18 protein-coding genes and 1 pseudogene are annotated in these 17057 nt (G+C 39.0%); 11 read left to right on the top strand and 8 right to left on the bottom strand.

The features are described 5' to 3' along the window. Window positions 1-312 precede the first annotated feature (312 nt). From K9B36_RS13015 to K9B36_RS16900, 4 genes are all read left to right on the top strand, one after another. Entirely contained in the window at window positions 313-993 is a 681-nt protein-coding gene (locus tag K9B36_RS13015; RefSeq protein ID WP_223702615.1) for a response regulator transcription factor, read from the top strand. Next, window positions 990-2405: a sensor histidine kinase gene (locus K9B36_RS13010; RefSeq protein ID WP_223702614.1), complete on the top strand. Its 1416-nt coding sequence runs from the start codon at window positions 990-992 to the stop codon at window positions 2403-2405. The genes K9B36_RS13015 and K9B36_RS13010 overlap by 4 nt, the downstream gene beginning before the upstream one ends. 116 nt (window positions 2406-2521) lie before the next feature. Next, the gene (locus tag K9B36_RS13005) at window positions 2522-3751 is read left to right on the top strand and encodes a S1C family serine protease (RefSeq protein ID WP_223702613.1); all 1230 of its coding nucleotides are present in this window, start codon (window positions 2522-2524) and stop codon (window positions 3749-3751) included. A 167-nt stretch (window positions 3752-3918) separates the two neighbouring features. Next, entirely contained in the window at window positions 3919-4053 is a 135-nt protein-coding gene (locus tag K9B36_RS16900) for a hypothetical protein (RefSeq protein ID WP_263399359.1), read from the top strand. Between the two features lie 164 nt (window positions 4054-4217). Here K9B36_RS16900 and K9B36_RS13000 read toward each other — a convergent pair whose 3' ends face one another. From K9B36_RS13000 to K9B36_RS12990, 3 genes are all read right to left on the bottom strand, one after another. After that, on the bottom strand, window positions 4218-4382 hold the full coding sequence (locus K9B36_RS13000) for a hypothetical protein (RefSeq protein ID WP_223702612.1): 165 nt from the start codon (window positions 4380-4382) through the stop codon (window positions 4218-4220). Between the two features lie 211 nt (window positions 4383-4593). Next, window positions 4594-5460 (bottom strand): metal-dependent hydrolase, encoded by an 867-nt coding sequence (locus tag K9B36_RS12995; RefSeq protein ID WP_223702610.1) that lies wholly within the window; start codon window positions 5458-5460, stop codon window positions 4594-4596. Window positions 5461-5538: 78 nt separating this feature from the next. Next, complete coding sequence (locus K9B36_RS12990; RefSeq protein ID WP_223702608.1) at window positions 5539-5703, bottom strand: hypothetical protein; 165 nt, start codon at window positions 5701-5703, stop codon at window positions 5539-5541. Window positions 5704-5803: 100 nt separating this feature from the next. Between K9B36_RS12990 and K9B36_RS12985 the strand changes: the two genes are divergently transcribed. Next, the gene (locus K9B36_RS12985; RefSeq protein ID WP_223702607.1) at window positions 5804-6271 is read left to right on the top strand and encodes an SRPBCC family protein; all 468 of its coding nucleotides are present in this window, start codon (window positions 5804-5806) and stop codon (window positions 6269-6271) included. 33 nt (window positions 6272-6304) lie between these two features. On the opposite strand, the gene K9B36_RS12980 is transcribed toward K9B36_RS12985, so the two are convergent. Next, window positions 6305-6535, bottom strand: a complete 231-nt coding sequence (locus tag K9B36_RS12980; RefSeq protein ID WP_223702605.1) for a DUF1128 domain-containing protein — start codon at window positions 6533-6535, stop codon at window positions 6305-6307. 178 nt (window positions 6536-6713) lie between these two features. On the opposite strand from K9B36_RS12980, the pseudogene K9B36_RS12975 reads away from it, so the two are divergent. The 3 genes and pseudogenes from K9B36_RS12975 to K9B36_RS12965 all read left to right on the top strand — a co-directional run bounded on the left by K9B36_RS12975 (window position 6714) and on the right by K9B36_RS12965 (window position 8436). Further along, window positions 6714-7183: pseudogene (locus K9B36_RS12975) on the top strand (low molecular weight protein-tyrosine-phosphatase). Window positions 7184-7201: 18 nt separating this feature from the next. After that, the gene (locus tag K9B36_RS12970) at window positions 7202-7543 is read left to right on the top strand and encodes a YtxH domain-containing protein (RefSeq protein ID WP_223702603.1); all 342 of its coding nucleotides are present in this window, start codon (window positions 7202-7204) and stop codon (window positions 7541-7543) included. Window positions 7544-7611: 68 nt separating this feature from the next. After that, window positions 7612-8436, top strand: coding sequence for a YihY/virulence factor BrkB family protein (locus K9B36_RS12965; protein ID WP_223702602.1), 825 nt, complete (start codon window positions 7612-7614; stop codon window positions 8434-8436). Between the two features lie 870 nt (window positions 8437-9306). On the opposite strand, the gene K9B36_RS12960 is transcribed toward K9B36_RS12965, so the two are convergent. From K9B36_RS12960 to K9B36_RS12950, 3 genes are all read right to left on the bottom strand, one after another. Further along, entirely contained in the window at window positions 9307-11229 is a 1923-nt protein-coding gene (locus K9B36_RS12960; protein ID WP_223702601.1) for a heavy metal translocating P-type ATPase, read from the bottom strand. 347 nt (window positions 11230-11576) lie between these two features. Then, window positions 11577-11726 (bottom strand): BH0509 family protein, encoded by a 150-nt coding sequence (locus tag K9B36_RS12955; protein WP_223702600.1) that lies wholly within the window; start codon window positions 11724-11726, stop codon window positions 11577-11579. Between the two features lie 340 nt (window positions 11727-12066). After that, window positions 12067-13230, bottom strand: coding sequence for an MFS transporter (locus K9B36_RS12950; RefSeq protein ID WP_223702599.1), 1164 nt, complete (start codon window positions 13228-13230; stop codon window positions 12067-12069). Between the two features lie 146 nt (window positions 13231-13376). On the opposite strand from K9B36_RS12950, the gene K9B36_RS12945 reads away from it, so the two are divergent. Next, window positions 13377-13760, top strand: a complete 384-nt coding sequence (locus K9B36_RS12945; protein ID WP_223702598.1) for an OsmC family protein — start codon at window positions 13377-13379, stop codon at window positions 13758-13760. A 248-nt stretch (window positions 13761-14008) separates the two neighbouring features. After that, window positions 14009-15394 (top strand): DUF2254 domain-containing protein, encoded by a 1386-nt coding sequence (locus tag K9B36_RS12940; RefSeq protein WP_223702597.1) that lies wholly within the window; start codon window positions 14009-14011, stop codon window positions 15392-15394. Window positions 15395-15458: 64 nt separating this feature from the next. Here K9B36_RS12940 and K9B36_RS12935 read toward each other — a convergent pair whose 3' ends face one another. Next, window positions 15459-15878 carry a pyridoxamine 5'-phosphate oxidase family protein gene (locus tag K9B36_RS12935; RefSeq protein ID WP_223702595.1) on the bottom strand — a complete coding sequence of 140 codons (420 nt, stop codon included), beginning with the start codon at window positions 15876-15878 and terminating at the stop codon, window positions 15459-15461. Between the two features lie 506 nt (window positions 15879-16384). On the opposite strand from K9B36_RS12935, the gene K9B36_RS12930 reads away from it, so the two are divergent. Then, a complete protein-coding gene (locus K9B36_RS12930; protein ID WP_223702593.1) occupies window positions 16385-16993 on the top strand; it encodes a YczE/YyaS/YitT family protein in 609 nt (202 codons plus the stop codon). The last annotated feature ends 64 nt before the right edge of the window (window positions 16994-17057 follow it).

Raw genomic sequence — 17057 nt, 5'->3', positions numbered from 1 at the left:
GCTTTTTAAAGTGGTTGAGGAAGGGGACACTTTCATACTCAATCCGGTTCCTCTGACCGGTTTCACTCCTCACGGAACTATTAAAAGAGCCCTCCTTCACACCTCACGGAACTATTAAAAGAGCCCTCCTTCACACCCATTACCAATCTTTTCAGAACCGTTACAAACAGATTACGTTTTAAATTCTCATCAAATTCTCATCCCACATACCTCAGTTATTAGGTACTATAGTATAAGAGTGTCTTACGGTTGAGACGATCGATTTTAGTCCAAACTGTAAGCAGGATGCCACTGATACTAGGAGGTGGAGAGATGTGTAAGGTACTTATTATTGAAGATGAAAAAAATCTGGCGCGATTTATAGAACTGGAATTACAATATGAAGGCTTTACGATTGCTACTGCATATGACGGTAGAGCGGGCCTTGATTTGGCGATAAATGAACAATGGGACGTTATTCTTTTAGATTTGATGCTGCCGGGGCTTAGTGGCATGGAAGTATGCAGAAGAATTCGAGCCGCAAAAGAAACGCCGATAATTATGCTGACTGCTAGAGATAGTGTGATGGACAAGGTATCTGGATTGGATAGTGGTGCAGATGACTACATGTCCAAGCCCTTTGCAATAGAGGAGTTGCTTGCCAGAATACGTGCTCTTATGCGAAGAACGGAAGGTAAGAAGGAATCTGACTCCACACAAACCCTCACTTTTCGAGACTTGGTAGTAGATATTGATGCCCGCTCGGTCTATCGAAAAGAGGAACATATTGAATTAACAAAAAGGGAGTTTGATCTATTAGTGGTTTTTATGACTAATATAAACCGAGTTCTGACAAGAGAACTTTTGCTTGAAAAAGTGTGGGAGCTAGGAACCTATGCTGAGACGAATGTAGTGGATGTATATGTTAGATATTTAAGAAATAAACTGGATAACCCCGATGGTGAAAGCTATATCCAAACAGTTCGTGGCACAGGGTATGTGATGAGAAAATGACGAAAATAAGAAATTTCTTTTCCCAGCTGCCGATCCGGTGGAAAATTACCATCTGGTCGTCCTTGGTATTATTTATTTTATTTGTTACCTATAACTCCATCCAGTATTATGTTATGCGAACTTGGATGATTGAGCAGGAGGAACAAAATATTCAGGAAAAGATGAAGGAAATACAAGCCTATTTAGCGGATAAACCCTTCCTAGTAGATAGAAACGAAATCATTTATAGTAGTGACTTTTTGAAAAATATCAATGAAGCGAATGAGCTTATCCGTATTATTGATCAAGAAGGAAATTTAATCGTAGCCGTTGCTACAAATCTCCCGAAAGAACTGCTTGTCACTCCGGTTGAAAGCGGGAACTTGGAACACGTGGATGTAAATGGGAAACATTATTTAATTAATCGTAGACCTGTTATCACAAATGGATTTATCGGGTACATAGAAGTTATCAGAGATTTGAAAAATTACGAACGTCTTCAGGGTTTGATATTTTTAGTAACATGGTCTGCCGGCGCAGGCGCTATTCTCCTAAGTGGTGTAGGAGGAATGCTAATAGCGAGAAAGCTCTTAGCGCCAATAGCAGCTCTAACGGATACGATGAAGCGGATAAAAAAGCGTGGCTTTAAAGAAAGGGTACCACTGGAAAAAAACCAACAAGATGAGATCTCACAGATTTCCAACATGTTTAATGAAATGATGAACGATGTGGAGACCTCGTTTCAAAAGCAAAAGCAATTTGTTGAGGACGCCTCCCATGAACTGCGGACCCCAATCTCTATTTTAGAAGGACATTTAGCCTTGTTAAATAGATGGGGGAAGAACGATCCAGAAGTGCTCGAAGAATCTCTCAAGGCTTCCCAGCAGGAGGTCGAGCGCTTAAAAATGTTGGTCTTCGAGCTGCTTGAATTAACAAGGCTGGAATCAGATCGTTTTGAAATTGGAGATGATTATACTAATCCGATTCCGGTCATTGAAGAACTTATTAAGAAATTCACCCTATTGCACCCCGAGTTCACCTTAACTCTGCATAAAGAGATTAAAGGAGACATATCCATTCAAATGGCAGACCGCCATCTTGAACAATTATTAATAATACTCCTGGATAATGCGGTGAAATATTCTATGGATTCCAAGGGTATTGATGTAAAGGTAGAAAAAGTGGATGGTAAATTCTCTTGCTCAATTATGGACTATGGGATGGGGATTCCAAAAGAAGATCTTGAAAAAATATTCAACCGCTTTTATCGAGTAGACAAAGCAAGAAGCCGTGAACAAGGCGGCCAAGGACTAGGTCTATCCATTGCCAAAAGAATTGTTCACAACTATAACGGCCTCATTAAAGCAGAAAGCGAAGAAGGAAAATGGACCTCTATCCAGGTCCTTTTTGACACCGAAAAAGAAAACAAATAATTTCTCATCAAATTCTCATTTATATTTAAGGTTGTTTTCATATCGATAAGGTTAAATATAAAGTATAGAATATCTCATTTGTTTGAGAGATAAATAAATCATGAGGTGATGGAAATATGGGGTACTATGATGAACATGTGACCCAGAAGCGCACTAGAAAAGAAAAGACTTTAGGTAAACTGTTGTTTGCCTCCGTCTCTGGCGGAATCGTCGGCGCCCTTATTGTCGTTGCGATGTTACCGATTCTTTTGGATTGGGGTGTTTATATAGATGATGCACAAAGCTCTGAAACTCCTAACAGTATCGAAACCACATCCACTATTCAAACAGAGCAGGTTGATTTTAAGCAAATCCAAACAGATGTAACAAATTCAGTGGAAAAAGTTTCTGAAGCGGTAGTTGGGGTAGTAAATATACAAGAAGGCAGAAATTCGCTTTTTGAACCACGCTCGCAAGGAGCCACCGAAGCGGGCACAGGTTCAGGTGTGGTCTATAAAAAGGAAAATGGAAAAGCATATATCGTAACCAATGCTCATGTTATTGATGGGGCCTCTAAAATCGAAGTGAGTCTAGTCGATGGAACAAGAATAGAAGCAGAATTAGTAGGAGCCGACACGATAACTGATCTAGCGGTATTAACTGTAGATGGTTCAAGTGTAAACAAAGTTGCCTCTTTCGGAAATTCAGATTCTATTACCCTAGGTGAACCTGTTATTGCGATTGGTAATCCACTTGGCTTAGAGTTTTTCGGCTCAGTAACACAAGGAATCATCAGTGGGAAAGAGCGGATGATACCTGTTGACATAAATCAAGATGGACAGCCAGACTGGGAAGCAGATGTTATTCAGACAGATGCAGCAATTAACCCTGGTAACAGTGGCGGAGCACTTATAAATCTTCGCGGTGAAGTAATAGGAATCAACTCGATGAAAATTGCACAATCCAGAGTGGAAGGGTTAGGTTTTGCCATTCCGACCTCAGTAGTTCAACCTGTTATTGAAGATTTAGAGCAGCATGCGGAAGTTCAGCGTCCATTTATGGGAGTATCGCTTGCATCCTTGTCAGATGTGCCATTGGAACAGCAAAGTGCTACATTAAAGCTTCCGGAAGAAGTGAAAAATGGGATTGTTGTTACTGGTGTAGAGCAGGCATCACCTGCAGATAAAGCTGGATTGAAGAATTTTGATGTCATTGTGAAGCTCGATGGCACCGAAATAAAAGATGCATTAGGCCTAAGGAAATTTCTATACAATGAAAAAGAAGTCGGAGACAAAATGAAGGTATCGTACTACAGAAATGGACAATTGCAGGAAGCTGAAATGACTTTAGTAAAACAAATGTTTTAAATTAAGGCTGTTTTTATCATACATTGTTGCTATGCGTAAGATGTTACAAACCTTAAAAATCGTTGCTCTGTAAATATAGCAGGAAAATTTCAATTGTCGGTTTTTAAGGGCTTAACGCAACAATCTTTACGAAAAGAGCCTAAATAAAAGAATAGAGGCGGAAAATCATGCAAAAAAATGTGGATAAAGTAAAAAAAGGTATTGATGTACGTAACCTAGTAGAAAAATACAAGAAAAAAGGCCTTAAAGTGGAAGTTTGTAAACCTAGACTTGATCTAATCAAAGGATTAAGTCCTCAATAATCGTTGTCCCCCCCTTATTTATATATAAAAGAGGCACACTATTCAATAGTGTGCCTCTTGCTATGCCTGATTCACCTGGCCGCTCTCGTAAAAAGTTATAAGTTCCTGTAACAATCACTACTATTTGCATGACCAAAGGAATTGTTAATGGAGAAAATGTTAATTTACTTAGTGATTAACTGGTCTACCATTATTTTTTGATAGATGTGAATAATTTCTTCGTCATCAAGATTAAGTATATTCTTACGGTGGTGACCTTCATCCATTAACGTTTGTTCAACACTTTCACGTTCTATTTCTGTTAAAAAGTATCTTTTGGCTAATAACATTCTCTGCACCTCGTTTTTAATTTTGTATTTGATATAGTAATTCCCAGTTTCATAGATTTATATTCATAAACTGATAAAGTTTTTTAAAATAGATTGAGAGAAAGTAAAAAGTAAAGTGAAATGGTAGGTAGTTGTCGTAGCTTAAATTATTTATTCACAATAAAAAACCCATCGACCATAAGAATAGGTCAATGGGAGCTTCCCTTCGTCATCAATCTTTTTCCAAAAACTCAAATAAAAAAGATTGTCCATTTCGATAGAACCTTGGATCGTATATGCCGAGCCTTTCCTCATCATCCACAATGACCACAAAAGGAGACCACTCATAGAGTGTTTTCGCTTCAGGCACTCGCGAAAATAGCTCATCAAGTTCCGTTCCCTCAGCTGAAATGAGAGAGTACTGTAGCGTAGGTGAGGTGAAAAGGGAATCATCAAAGATCATAACGGTATCATCTAATTTTCCAATAACAGAATAATGCCAAGGAATAAAGCTTGCCGATAAAGCGACTTGATCATATTTGTCCTCATAGCTTTTGTAAAGAAGATAGCCCTGAAACGTTTGTATGGTTACATGAAAAATGATTAACAGCCATACTAAGCGGTAGAGCTGATGCCTCTCTCTATTCCATAACCGTCTTGCCAAAAAACCGACTCCGATGATAAACCAAATCATAAAATCAACGATAGAAATGGTACCAAATGTAATTCGAGTAGTGGAGAAGGGTTCGAGATAACCTGTGCCCCATGCATTAAACAGGTCGCTTGTACTATGTACAAAAGTACCGATCAACGGGACCCATAAAAATCGCCAATCCTTTTTCTTTAAGATAAGGATGCTTACTAAAAACAGCAAAAGTGCCCAAATAGGCACCATGAATAGAGAATGTGTGAAACCTCTATGCCACATTTGGTACAAGCCCTCGGTATCCCATAGCTGGGAAATTACATCGCTATCAGGAATCTGGCTAGCTGTCACAGCAGAGACAAATAAAGCAATCTTAGTTTTTTTATCATCATTTCTTTTATCCACTGCTCCGTAGATGGTCATTCCAAACAGTGTATGTGTAATCGTATCCAAAATAAAAAACCCCCTAGGAAGGAAAAACGTTCAATAACATTTTACCTTAATAAAAGGGCAAGAACAAAGTAGGTTGTCCTAATCAATTTTATTATACTCTTCATCCTTACTTTCTGGTGGAAAAGGGTCAATCGTAACAGCGTCTTTTTTGTTTAATCCAGTTGAAACAAGATAAATAAAAACCCCCATCGATAAAAATAGCAACAACGTTAGACCAATGGTAGCACCGTATAAAGCAATCATTCAAATTCCCCCTCCATACACAATATGCCTAGGGGATAATCTTGATACCTAAATACTGTCTCATTTCTAGTATAATAAGAGCAATAAGGAGGAGGTTTGCATGCCGGTAATTTATTACGAAACATATATAGAAGCAACGATAGAAAGTTGCTTTGATCTTGCTAGAAATGTGGATATACATACAAAAACTACAGCGAAAACAAAAGAACGCGCAATCGCAGGGGTTACACATGGATTATTAGAAAAGGGGGACCAGGTGACATGGGAAGCCAGACATTTTAAAATCCGACAAAAACTTACTGCAAAGGTTACGAGAATGGAAAAGCCTTATCACTTTGTGGATGAAATGGTAACAGGAGCATTTCATTCTTTTACCCATACACATGAATTTAAGGAGGTAGAGGGCGGAACAATAATGATGGATACTTTTACTTACAAGTCTCCGTTAGGTGTTATAGGAAAAGTTGCAGATAAACTGTTTTTACACGATTATATGAAAAATTTCATCGTATCACGAGCACATGAACTGAAAAAAATAGCAGAAGAAGAGCAAAATAAAAACACTTAAAATAATGAAATTTTAAGTGTTTAATTTGTGGCATTAGTCTTTATTTTTTCGTAAATTTCCTAGTTCTTCAACAAGTCCTTGCATTTCATTAGGGCTGAATGAAGGCTTTCTCATTACAAGTTCATAAATATCTTTCAATTCCTCGTACATCTCTTCATCAAAATGGGAAGGTTTAATGGCGCCCAAGTTTAATACTTTTAGTTTTCCTTTTATTTCTTCAATCATGAAGACGACATTTTCGGTTGATTTTTCTGTTAAGTTCATTTCGAACACATTCCTTTCGAACACACTTTTCTATATTTTATCATGATTTTCAAAAAAACAGTACCATTCTTCCGATAAGCGGGTAAACATCAAGTATGTAGTATTGTTAGATTATTCGATGTGAGTGGAGAAAATGTATATAATAAAGGTAGCACCTGTGGAAAGGAGCTGGTTAAAAATAGTACGTGTATTATTTGTTTGTCTCGGGAATATCTGTAGATCTCCGATGGCTGAAGCAGTCTTCAAGCACCTAGTGGAACAAGGTGGTCTTTCTGGCAAAATTGAAGTAGATTCTGCTGGAACAGGTGATTCACATCTTGGCCATCCACCACACGAGGGCACAAGAAAGTTGTTAGATGATAAAAAATATCGTATGAGGGATTAAAGGCGAGGCAGGTTAAAGCGGAGGATTTATCGAAATATGACTATATTATCGCAATGGATGCCAAAAACCTAGATAATCTACGTAAAATGGCTGGGTATGAAAAGACCGAATTTATCGGAAGACTCTTGGGTTTTGTACCAGAGAGCGAAAAGAGCGACGTACCAGATCCGTATTTTACAGGCAACTTTGATGAGGTATATGACCTTGTATCGGCTGGATGTAGAAGCTTGCTTGAGAAGATTAATGAAGAAAAATTTAAGTAAAAGAGGGAGTGGAAGAACATGGAGAAAAGAAACAAAATGCTGGATGGAATGTTAATTGGAGCGTTAGTTGGAGCGGCAATTACGTTATTTGATAAAGAAACTAGAGAAAATTTCATACATAATGGGAAGAGGGTTGGTGGAAAAATAAAGTATGCCGTCCAACACCCTCAAGAAGTAACCGATTCTGTTCGTCGTCAAATAGAAACCGTGAAAACAACAGTGGATGATGTATCAAAGGATATGGAGTACTTACGAACGAAAATAAATGAGTTAAAAGAAACTACTCCGCAAGTATTGGAAATTGTCCAGGACACAAAAGAGGTGCTCAGCAAACACCTTGATTCACCTAAAAATAATTAAAACTTGTCCTGAATTACACAATGTTTCAATAGTATAGGTAGTAAATGATAAGTTTTGGGGGAAAAAGAATGGGTATTATTACGTTTGGAAAGCACCTCTATCATCGATTGGATCGTAATGAAGCAATTGGCAGAGCAGCGGAATTGGCCTACTTTTTCTTATTGTCCCTTTTTCCATTTCTTATTTTTCTACTTACACTTATTGCATATGTTCCTGTATCTCAAGAGGATGTACTTGGAGTGATACGTCAATACGCTCCAGGTGATACAATGCGTATTATTGAAACAAATGTTGTGACATTGTTAAGAGAACAGCATGGAGGATTGCTTTCTTTTGGTGTTATCGCCACCATTTGGTTTGCCTCTAATGGAATTAACGCTATTGTTCGTGCGTTTAACAGAGCGTATGAGGTTAATGAAAATAGACCTTTTTTTATCGCTAGGGGAATGGCAATCCTGCTTACCCTTGCGATGGTTTTTGTTATTATTGTTGCCTTGATGCTACCTGTATTCGGGAGGGAGATTGGTTTGTTCATTTTCTCCTCTTATGGACTGTCACAGGAGTTCCTGGCAATTTGGAATGCTATTCGGTGGGGTGTAAGCTTTGTTGTGTTGTTCTTTGTATTTAGTTGTCTTTACTTGGCTGCACCAAACATTCGACTGAAAATCAAAGATATCCTTGCTGGTTCGCTTTTTGCCACTGTTGGATGGATAGGTGTTTCCTCGCTGTTTTCCTACTATGTGAGCAACTTTGGGAACTACACAGCTACCTATGGAAGCCTTGGGGGAATTATCATACTGCTCGTTTGGTTTTATCTCTCAGGACTGATGATTATAATTGGTGGGGAAGTCAATGCCATCCTTCTTCAATGGAAAAAAAGCTTTGTCTCATGAATTTCCAGTTAACTTTTCCTTCAATGTGGAGAATCTATAAACGTAAGATGCTCTAAAACAGGAGGGAACACTCATGGCCAAAAACAAAGCAAACAATGATGGAAGTAAAACAAAGCAAAACTCTAAACACAAACCCAAAAACAAAACATCAGGTAGCGCCAACGGACAAAACGGCTACCACTAAAAGAAAAGCGGAAGGCGCCCGCTTTGCGACGTACAAACTGGACCAAACCGAGAGAATCAGAAAACACGAAGAGCGCTAGCGATTCGATGTTGCCTTATCGTCAGGAGGTTTGGGAAGTTTGATCGTGGCAGGCGCCTGAAGCTCGACAAAGAAAAGCGGAAGGCGCCCGCGTTGCGACGTACAAACTGGACCAATCCGAGAGAATCAGAAAACACGAAGAGCGCTCGCGATTCGATGTTGCCTTATCGTAAGGAGGTTTGGGAAGTTTGATAGTGGCAGGCGCCTGAAGCTAGACAAAGAAAAGCGGATCCGGCTCGTTCGGCTCCGACAAGCATAAGACAGTTACCGCAAGAGGTCGCTCTTTGACCTCTGGAGGGAAATGACTTATGACTCGAGGAGCTAGCCGGAGAAGCTGGACAAAGAAAAGCGGAAGCGGCTCGTTCAGCTCCGACCAAAAAAGCAGTGGACCCATTTTGGGTGAACCACTGCTTTATTTATTTGGCTCTGTTAAAGTTTTGTGTTGAAAATCAGGCTATTCCAGCGATGATTGGAGCAAAAGGCGGAGACTCCAACGGGAAGATAGCGGAATGCTTGCGACCCCGCAGGCGCACCCGAGGAGGCTCCAACACCGCCCCGTGGAATGCGTAGCCTTTTGCGGAAATCAACAGCGGCGTTTAAAAAAGCCATTATCTTAATAATCGTAAACCATTCAAAATAACCAGAATGGTACTTCCTTCATGACCGATGACACCTAGTGGTAAATCAAGAACTTGAAAAAAGTTGGAACAAATCAAAAGCATAATGACACTGATAGAAAAGATGACATTTTGTTTAATAATCCGGTTCATTCGTTTAGATAGCTCAATTGCCTCAGAGATTTTAAGAAGGTCATTTTTCATCAACACTACGTCGGCTGTTTCTAAAGCCACATCTGTTCCTTCTCCCATCGCAATTCCCACATTCGCAGTAGCGAGGGCAGGAGCATCATTGATGCCGTCCCCTACCATTGCAACCATACTGTATTCTTCTTTTAATCTTTTTACAGATTCTACCTTATTTTCAGGGAGGCATTCGGCTATGAATTTCTGAATAGCTGCTTCACTTGCAATGGCTTCTGCTGTGCTTTTGCTATCCCCTGTAAGCATAATAGATTGAACGTTTAATGCTTGCAGTCGCTTTATCGCTTCGACCGTCTCTTTTCGAATAACGTCTTTCAAAGCAATCAGTCCAGCGATACCATTTTCATCCTTTACAAACACGACGGTTTTACCTTCTTCTGCAAGTGTTTGAGCAGCGCCGTCAGAGAAGGCGAGCGCTTCGTTTTCTCCAACAAATTTTGCTTTCCCGACATAGTATTTTTTCTGATGGATGGTCCCGGTAATCCCCCAGCCTGCTTTGTCGTCAAGCTGCTCAGGACGTTGCAATGGTTTGCTGCTGCCTTTACGAGTATAGGTTGTGATGGCTTGTGCAAGAGGATGGTTCGAATAGCTCTCTATTGATCCTACCGCGTAGAGGAATTCCTGTGTATCCAGATCTTCGCGTACTAAAACGTCCGTTACCTCGGGCTTACCTCTTGTAAGGGTTCCTGTTTTATCAAAAGCAATCGCTTGTAGATGGCTAAGATTTTCTAAATGTACTCCGCCTTTAAAGAGAATTCCTTTTCGTGCACCATTAGAAATGGCGGACAAGGTAGCAGGCATGACCGATGCAACCAAGGCACATGGGGACGCTACAACAAGTAAGATCATCGCACGATAGAACGTCTCATTCCAGCTCCAGTCAAGCAGTAGGTACGGAAGAAACATCATGAGTGCTACAACGGCTAGCACTATTTTTACATAGGGCCCTTCAAAGCGCTCTAAGAATTGCTGAGAAGGGGATTTTTCACTTTGAGCATTTTGAACAAGATTGATGATTTTTTGAAAAAGTGTTTCACTAGCAGGTTTGGTCACTTCTAATATGATAGAGCCGTTAACATTCATGGTCCCGGCGTAGACGCTATCCCCTTTTTGCTTTTCTAAAGGGATAGACTCACCTGTAATTGCGGCCTCATCAATAGCAGATTCTCCACTAACAATCCTTCCATCTGATGGAAGGCGTTCTCCTGGTTTCACTAGTAAATGGTCTCCGATCACTACGTCAGAGATGTGGATACGTTCTTCCGAATCTCCTTTGATCCGAATTGCTTCCTCAGGTTGTATCCCCATTAGTGCAGAGATTTCCTTTTGACTTCGGTTCATCGTGTAGGTTTCCAATGCGCCACTTAAAGCAAAGATAAAGATGAGTATTGCCCCTTCCATCCAATATCCAATCACTGCGGCCCCGAGAGCGGCAATAATCATCAACATCTCTACATTTAATTCTTTTTCCTTAATTGTATCCTCTAGACCTTCTTTAGCTTTAAAATATCCGCCAACTAAATAAGCTAGAATAAAAACAGGAGCGGCAACGGTAGATAAATCAAGCTTAAGTAGGATCCAACCAACAAAAATTAAAATACCTGAAATAATGGCAAAAACTAATTCAATATGATTTATGAGCTTTTCAAAAAGTGATCCTTGTTGTTTTTTTTCAAGATTTTTAGGTTGATGTTGTGCTAAATCATTCAAAATATTACCTCCTAATTGAGAATGTGAATCAGAATCAATACCGTATAAAAAAGACGAAAGCTGCCATCAGGGTGATAGCAGCGGACTTTATGAACAGTTACATGACTAACTTGCCTGTTATTTTATTTATAATTATTATTAATTAACTTTTATTATAGAATATAATGCTCGTGTTGGCTACTATTATTTTTAGTAAGTTACATTAAAGTTGGTAAACATCGTCGTTTCTAGGAATTAGGGTGGCCATGTTTTAGTGGCGAGCGGAATGGAAGTCGTAAGTAAACGCAAAAACTGCAGCCTACCGAGTAAAGGTAGTAGGCTGCAGTTTTTCTGCCTAAACGAGATGCTTATAAGCTTTCATGAGTCGTCATTTGTTCGTATACGTTGTTATAGATGTGCTCAATATCTGCATCGGTCATATAGAGTAGGGAATCGCGATCCACCTTTTTCATTACTTCAATAAATTGAATCATGTTTTTCCGTTCCTGTCTGCTCATGATTATCTTCCTCCTTTTTGTATTAGTACAGTTTGTATCTGTTTGTGTTATTATATAACAGAATATTTAAAATTGGAACAACTTTTTGAAAAAAATTTATTATCTACTTCAATCTAGACTCTCATGAAAGTATTTATTCTTAAGCTCTGTAAAAGTTGTGTGTTGATATAGGACTAGACCAGCGATGATTGGAGAGCAAAAGGCGGAGACTCCAGCACCGCCCCATGGAACACGTAGCCTTTTGAGGAATTCAACAGCGGCATATAACACAGCCATTCTAAAAAAATAGGCAACTCCCATATGAAGGAGTTGCCACGTCTGAAGAAAATTGAATTCATGATTACTGTCTCACTGCCACCATTCCTTTATCACCATAGGAATAGGTTAATAGAAAAATAACAAACAACAAAAAGCTGATAATGTGGAAAAAGCTGATACCTTGAAAAAATTGAATAAACAATCCACCCAAAAATGGTCCGCCTAAGCTTCCAACACTAAAGGCAATGCCGCACATCAGATTTCCGGTAGGTAAAAGGTTTTTCGGCATTAGATCCGTCATATAGCTTATACCAAGAGAAAAAGTAGATCCGACAAGCATCCCGGCTATAAAGATGCAAATTCCAAGTCCTATAATGCTGGACTCTAAAAAGCTCGCTGTTATAAAAGCAATACAGCCTGAGGAAAGAATACTCAATAAGACATTTCGGCGGCCCCATTTATCACTCAGAATGCCAAGTGGAATTTGGAATACAATTCCGCCGATGGCAAAGGAAGCGAGAAGAATGGAAACGCTCCCGACATCTATTCCGTTTCTTAAGGCGTAAATTGGAAAACTTCCATTTAGGGAGGACTCTAAAAAGCCGTATCCAAGGGGCGGCAAGAAAGCGATCCATCCGTATTTCCATGCTTTAGAGAAACGCTTAATGGTTTCCATAAAGGAATTTACCCCATCATCGTGTTCAGGGTGCTCGTTTTTTAAGAAAAACAGAAAGACCCAACCGATAAGGCATAATAGGGATGATGCGATAAATGGAAGAGACTGATTGATATTTACTAGCGGTGTCATTAATGGGCCTGTAGCGAAACCGATTCCAAAGAAAACGCCGTATAATGAAATATTTCGACCGCGCTTTTCGAGAGGTGAAAAAGACGTAATCCAGGTTTGCGTTGCAAAATGAAGCGCATGATCTCCTATTCCAATCAACAGGCGCAGGATAAACCAAAACCAAAACGTCTGCCATAGCGGGAATAATGCTAGGGATATAACAACCAAGAATCCGCCTGCAATAATAACAGGCTTGTAGCCATACTTCCTTAAAGGCTGTTCCATGAAGGGCGATGCCAACAAGATACCGATATATAAGGCTGTAGCATTCAATCCATTCATCGTGGATGATAGACCGCTATTTTCAAAGATTACGGCGATAAGAGGAAGAAGCATCCCTTGACTAAATCCAGAAATAGCAACAATGGACACCAATATCCAAAAGCGAAAACGATTCATAATTTAAAACCTCAATTTATATTTATTTTCCATCCTTAATCATACATAAAATCTTTTTGGAATGGAATCTATAAAACCTGGGAACATTTTAGTAGCGCCCCTCAAGTTTAATTTGATACAGTATCGTTAAAGGAGATGAGTAAATAATGGAATTTAAAATGAAAGAAGTAGGGTTTACAACCAATTTAGAATACGGGGAGCTTCATGTGGCCGGAGATGAGCAACATGGATTTCGTCCATTTCAATTGATGGTATCATCGATTGTAGTGTGCAGTGGCGGTGTATTGCGAAGTATTTTAAAAAAGAAGCGGATGGAAGTCGAAGATATTAGTATCACAGCGGATGTTACTCGAAATGCAGAAGAGGCAAATCGCTTGGAGAAAATACATATTCATTACGTTATAAAAGGAAAAAACTTAGCAGAGACTAAAATTGAGCAGGCCATTGAGCTTGCAAGAAAAAACTGTCCAATGGTGCAGTCTGTGAAGGATAGCATTGAAGTCACAGAGACTTTTGAAATTGCTGAATAAAAAAGGGGATCAAATCGATGAACGATTTGGTCTTTTTTTTAAGCTGTTTTTTCTTCTGAATGTCGTAAAGCAGGCACGTGTCTATCCACTCTAGGATTCTCTAACTTTAACAACAGCTGGGTATTCGCGACTATTTTCGGTAAATATAGTTACGAAAAAAGCCTTAGTGTTTTAGCTAACGGTTTAATTGCCTAGCAGATGGGTAAAGTTAGAAATGTTGTTAAATAGAAATCGAAGGGGGTACCTGCATGTTCAAAAAGCTTTTACCATGGCAGATGCGGAAATTTTTTGAGATGTCCAAAAGAATTCGCCAACACGAAATCCATTCTACACTATGGTATATGCCGGCTCTATACATTTTAGGGGCGATAGGTTTTGTGGCCATTACACTTTATCTCGACATTGGGCTTGAGCTTTCTCAATACATGCCTGATTTAATGCGAACTACCGCAGAACCCACTCGACTTCTTGTTAGTGCGTTGATCGGCGGAATACTAACACTCAGTGCTTTTACACTTAACTCCCTGTTAGTAGTACTGACAACGTTTAGTGGGCAATTTTCCCCTCGAATGTTAATAAATTTCGTTGCAGATAGAACAACCCAGCACTTTATCGGTATTTTTCACGGTAGCTTTGTTTATGTTCTTGTTGTTTTTCTATTCATAACAGGTAAGGGTGATGAATATTTTGTCGCCATTCCGACCATAACGGTTCTTTTAGCTTTCTTGACGGTGGTTACCTTCATCTTCTTCATTAACCATGCAACAAGCTGGATGCAGGTACATAATATTGCAACCAATATGAAGGAAGAATCCATTTCCATTGTAAAGAAAGTTCTACGGAATGACTTGGAACAGTACCGTGCCGTAAAGGTGGGTGACCTTATGGAAAAGGAACGTGAAAGGGAAGTTCTAATTACTGCTCCTACTTCAGGGTATATACAGCTTATTGATTTTAATTCGATGATAAAAGAAGCACAAAGGGATCAAATAATTATAAAGCTGCACAACAAAGTAGGGGATTATGTATTAAAAAACAATCAACATTTTTCTTATTGGGGAAAGGGTGCAGAGACGCTTAATCCTGAGAAATACCATTCCTTTATCGAAATAGGATATAAAGAAACGGAAATTCAGGATCTTAAGATGGGGATGACAAAGCTTGCTGAAATTGGTGTAAAATCAATTGGAAATGATGATCCACAAACAGCAATCACCGTTATTCATCAGATGGCAGACCTACTCCTTGAGGTAGAGAAAAATATCACGTTTACTCCATATCTTGCCGACACTACCGGACAGGTTCGTGTTGAATTGGATGCGGAAGATTTTAGCTATTATCTGTATAGAGGTTTCGGTTATTTAAGACATTATGCCGGGGATAATTATCCAATCATCACAGAAATAATCTCTGCTCTAAGTATGGTCTCGCAATCCATTTCCAAAGATAAGCTAGATATAATTTGGGAATTCGCCAAAAATTCAACGGAATATGTTCCAGATAAATTCATTTATGATCTTGATCGGGATTATCTGTTAAAAGCACTTAATGATCTCGCGGAAACGACAAACCATCAAGGAGACTTTAGAATAATAGAAGAACGACTTTTAAAGATTGAAAAAAAGGCAAAGTGATGTAGTACAAGCAAAAACCTGTAAAAGCCGATTGTGGTTTTACAGGTTTTTTTACTTCGCTTTGTTAGAATGACAAAATTTCTGCCTCGCTGCCAGCCTTTTCATAATACCGAATGGAGGTTGGAGTAAGTTTAAGTAAGATATAATCAGGATCATCTGGGCGCTTAATCCATTCTGACAGCTTAGCATCCCAAAATTTATTTTTCAGTTCTTGATTTTCCTCAATGGATGCTTCGGCTTCCACTTCGGCGTATGGCTCATTCCAGCTCGTAGCATCCTTTCCTAATAAAATGTGGACATGGGGGTTACTCTTAATGTCCTCAATTTTATGTGTGTGTTGGTTAGTGGCCGTATACAAAGTAAGGTCTTCGTGGAAAAATAGCATAAACCGGGAATATGGGCGATTCTCTCTGATGGTAGCAAGGGTTCCGACCTTATGATTGCTTAGCATAGAAATAATTTTCTCTTGTACTGTCTCGTTCATCTATAATCTCACCTTTCTGACTCTAATCAATGAATTACTCTTGGTTAATGTGTCATTGTTTTGCACTTTTTAATCAGGGTGAGATTAATTTGTGCTTGTTTTCTTTTCTTTTAGTTTCGGTACAGTTAGGCATGTGAGTATAGTCTGTAAAATGTGAAGACCACAGCGGTAATAAACAGCCATGTTCATACTACCTTTTACGCCAAACAAAAAAGACTCTGTGCGACTTGCCGCAGAGAGTCTCCGAACATATAGGACATACAAGAACCATCTAAGTACACATTAACAGATATGAGTATTAAGGAAAAAAGCTTATAAGTAGGGGGAATCCCTCCTTCACTCGTTGGTGTTAGGCTTTTATCCCTCCTTCTTTAATGGGTTAATCTAATATATAATTGAAAGGTTAAAAATATTCTAATTAATTTTATTCTTTTTTCTTTTTCATATTTCACGTTTTGTTGCTTACAATGGTAAAGGACAAGTTAATTGTAGAGGAGTTATTTGAATTGAAAATACGGATATTATTTTATCTATTAGGATTATTTATTTTATCTCTGGGGGTTAGTCTGACAATTAAATCGAACCTTGGAGCTGGCGCTTGGGATGCACTGAACGTAGGATTATCGCAAACGATTGGTTTAACTGTGGGAAGCTGGGTTTTCATTGTAGGAATCATTCTTATTGCTTTTAATGCAGTGTTAGGAAAAAGGAAACCAGATTACTTAGCGGTTATCACTATTTTCCTAGTCGGGACTTTTATTGATTTTTGGCTGATCTTTGTGATGAATGCTTGGGTGCCAGTAGATCTGGGGATAAGATTTGTTACATTACTAATCGGTATCATGACCCTTTCCTTAGGAATCTCTACCTACCTGCCTTCTAAGTTACCCCTTGTTCCCATTGATAACTTAATGGTGGCAATCCAAGAACGTTTTAAAGTAAGTCTCATGACAGCGAAAACAATAGGAGAAATAACAGCCCTAATCTTTGCTTTTATTTTCAAAGGGCCAATTGGAATCGGAACCCTCATCATCACCTTTGGGATTGGTCCGCTGATTCAAGTGTTTTATCCTAAAGTGGAAAAGTTTTATAAAAGGTTGCGACACGAAAGCTAATAGGCTTTCGTGTTTTTTTCTATATCCTTTGGCTCTGTTAAAACGCTGCTCTTGGTAAGATAAG

This window comes from Sutcliffiella deserti (genome assembly GCF_020037475.1).
In the GTDB taxonomy this organism is placed as follows: Bacteria; Bacillota; Bacilli; order Bacillales; family Bacillaceae_I; genus Sutcliffiella_A; species Sutcliffiella_A deserti.
This window is presented reverse-complemented; position numbering and strand designations above follow the sequence as displayed.

Excerpts from the sequence above, each read along its gene's own strand:
- K9B36_RS12990 (WP_223702608.1), bottom strand. The coding sequence starts at position 5,703 with ATGATTGCTTTATACGGTGCTACCATTGGTCTAACGTTGTTGCTATTT.
- K9B36_RS12970 (WP_223702603.1), top strand. The coding sequence starts at position 7,202 with ATGGAGAAAAGAAACAAAATGCTGGATGGAATGTTAATTGGAGCGTTA.
- K9B36_RS12935 (WP_223702595.1), bottom strand. The coding sequence starts at position 15,878 with ATGAACGAGACAGTACAAGAGAAAATTATTTCTATGCTAAGCAATCAT.
- K9B36_RS12945 (WP_223702598.1), top strand. The coding sequence starts at position 13,377 with ATGGAATTTAAAATGAAAGAAGTAGGGTTTACAACCAATTTAGAATAC.
- K9B36_RS12940 (WP_223702597.1), top strand. The coding sequence starts at position 14,009 with ATGTTCAAAAAGCTTTTACCATGGCAGATGCGGAAATTTTTTGAGATG.
- K9B36_RS12950 (WP_223702599.1), bottom strand. The coding sequence starts at position 13,230 with ATGAATCGTTTTCGCTTTTGGATATTGGTGTCCATTGTTGCTATTTCT.
- K9B36_RS12965 (WP_223702602.1), top strand. The coding sequence starts at position 7,612 with ATGGGTATTATTACGTTTGGAAAGCACCTCTATCATCGATTGGATCGT.
- K9B36_RS13010 (WP_223702614.1), top strand. The coding sequence starts at position 990 with ATGACGAAAATAAGAAATTTCTTTTCCCAGCTGCCGATCCGGTGGAAA.
- K9B36_RS12955 (WP_223702600.1), bottom strand. The coding sequence starts at position 11,726 with ATGAGCAGACAGGAACGGAAAAACATGATTCAATTTATTGAAGTAATG.
- K9B36_RS13000 (WP_223702612.1), bottom strand. The coding sequence starts at position 4,382 with ATGTTATTAGCCAAAAGATACTTTTTAACAGAAATAGAACGTGAAAGT.
- K9B36_RS13015 (WP_223702615.1), top strand. The coding sequence starts at position 313 with ATGTGTAAGGTACTTATTATTGAAGATGAAAAAAATCTGGCGCGATTT.
- K9B36_RS13005 (WP_223702613.1), top strand. The coding sequence starts at position 2,522 with ATGGGGTACTATGATGAACATGTGACCCAGAAGCGCACTAGAAAAGAA.
- K9B36_RS16900 (WP_263399359.1), top strand. The coding sequence starts at position 3,919 with ATGCAAAAAAATGTGGATAAAGTAAAAAAAGGTATTGATGTACGTAAC.
- K9B36_RS12980 (WP_223702605.1), bottom strand. The coding sequence starts at position 6,535 with ATGAACTTAACAGAAAAATCAACCGAAAATGTCGTCTTCATGATTGAA.
- K9B36_RS12985 (WP_223702607.1), top strand. The coding sequence starts at position 5,804 with ATGCCGGTAATTTATTACGAAACATATATAGAAGCAACGATAGAAAGT.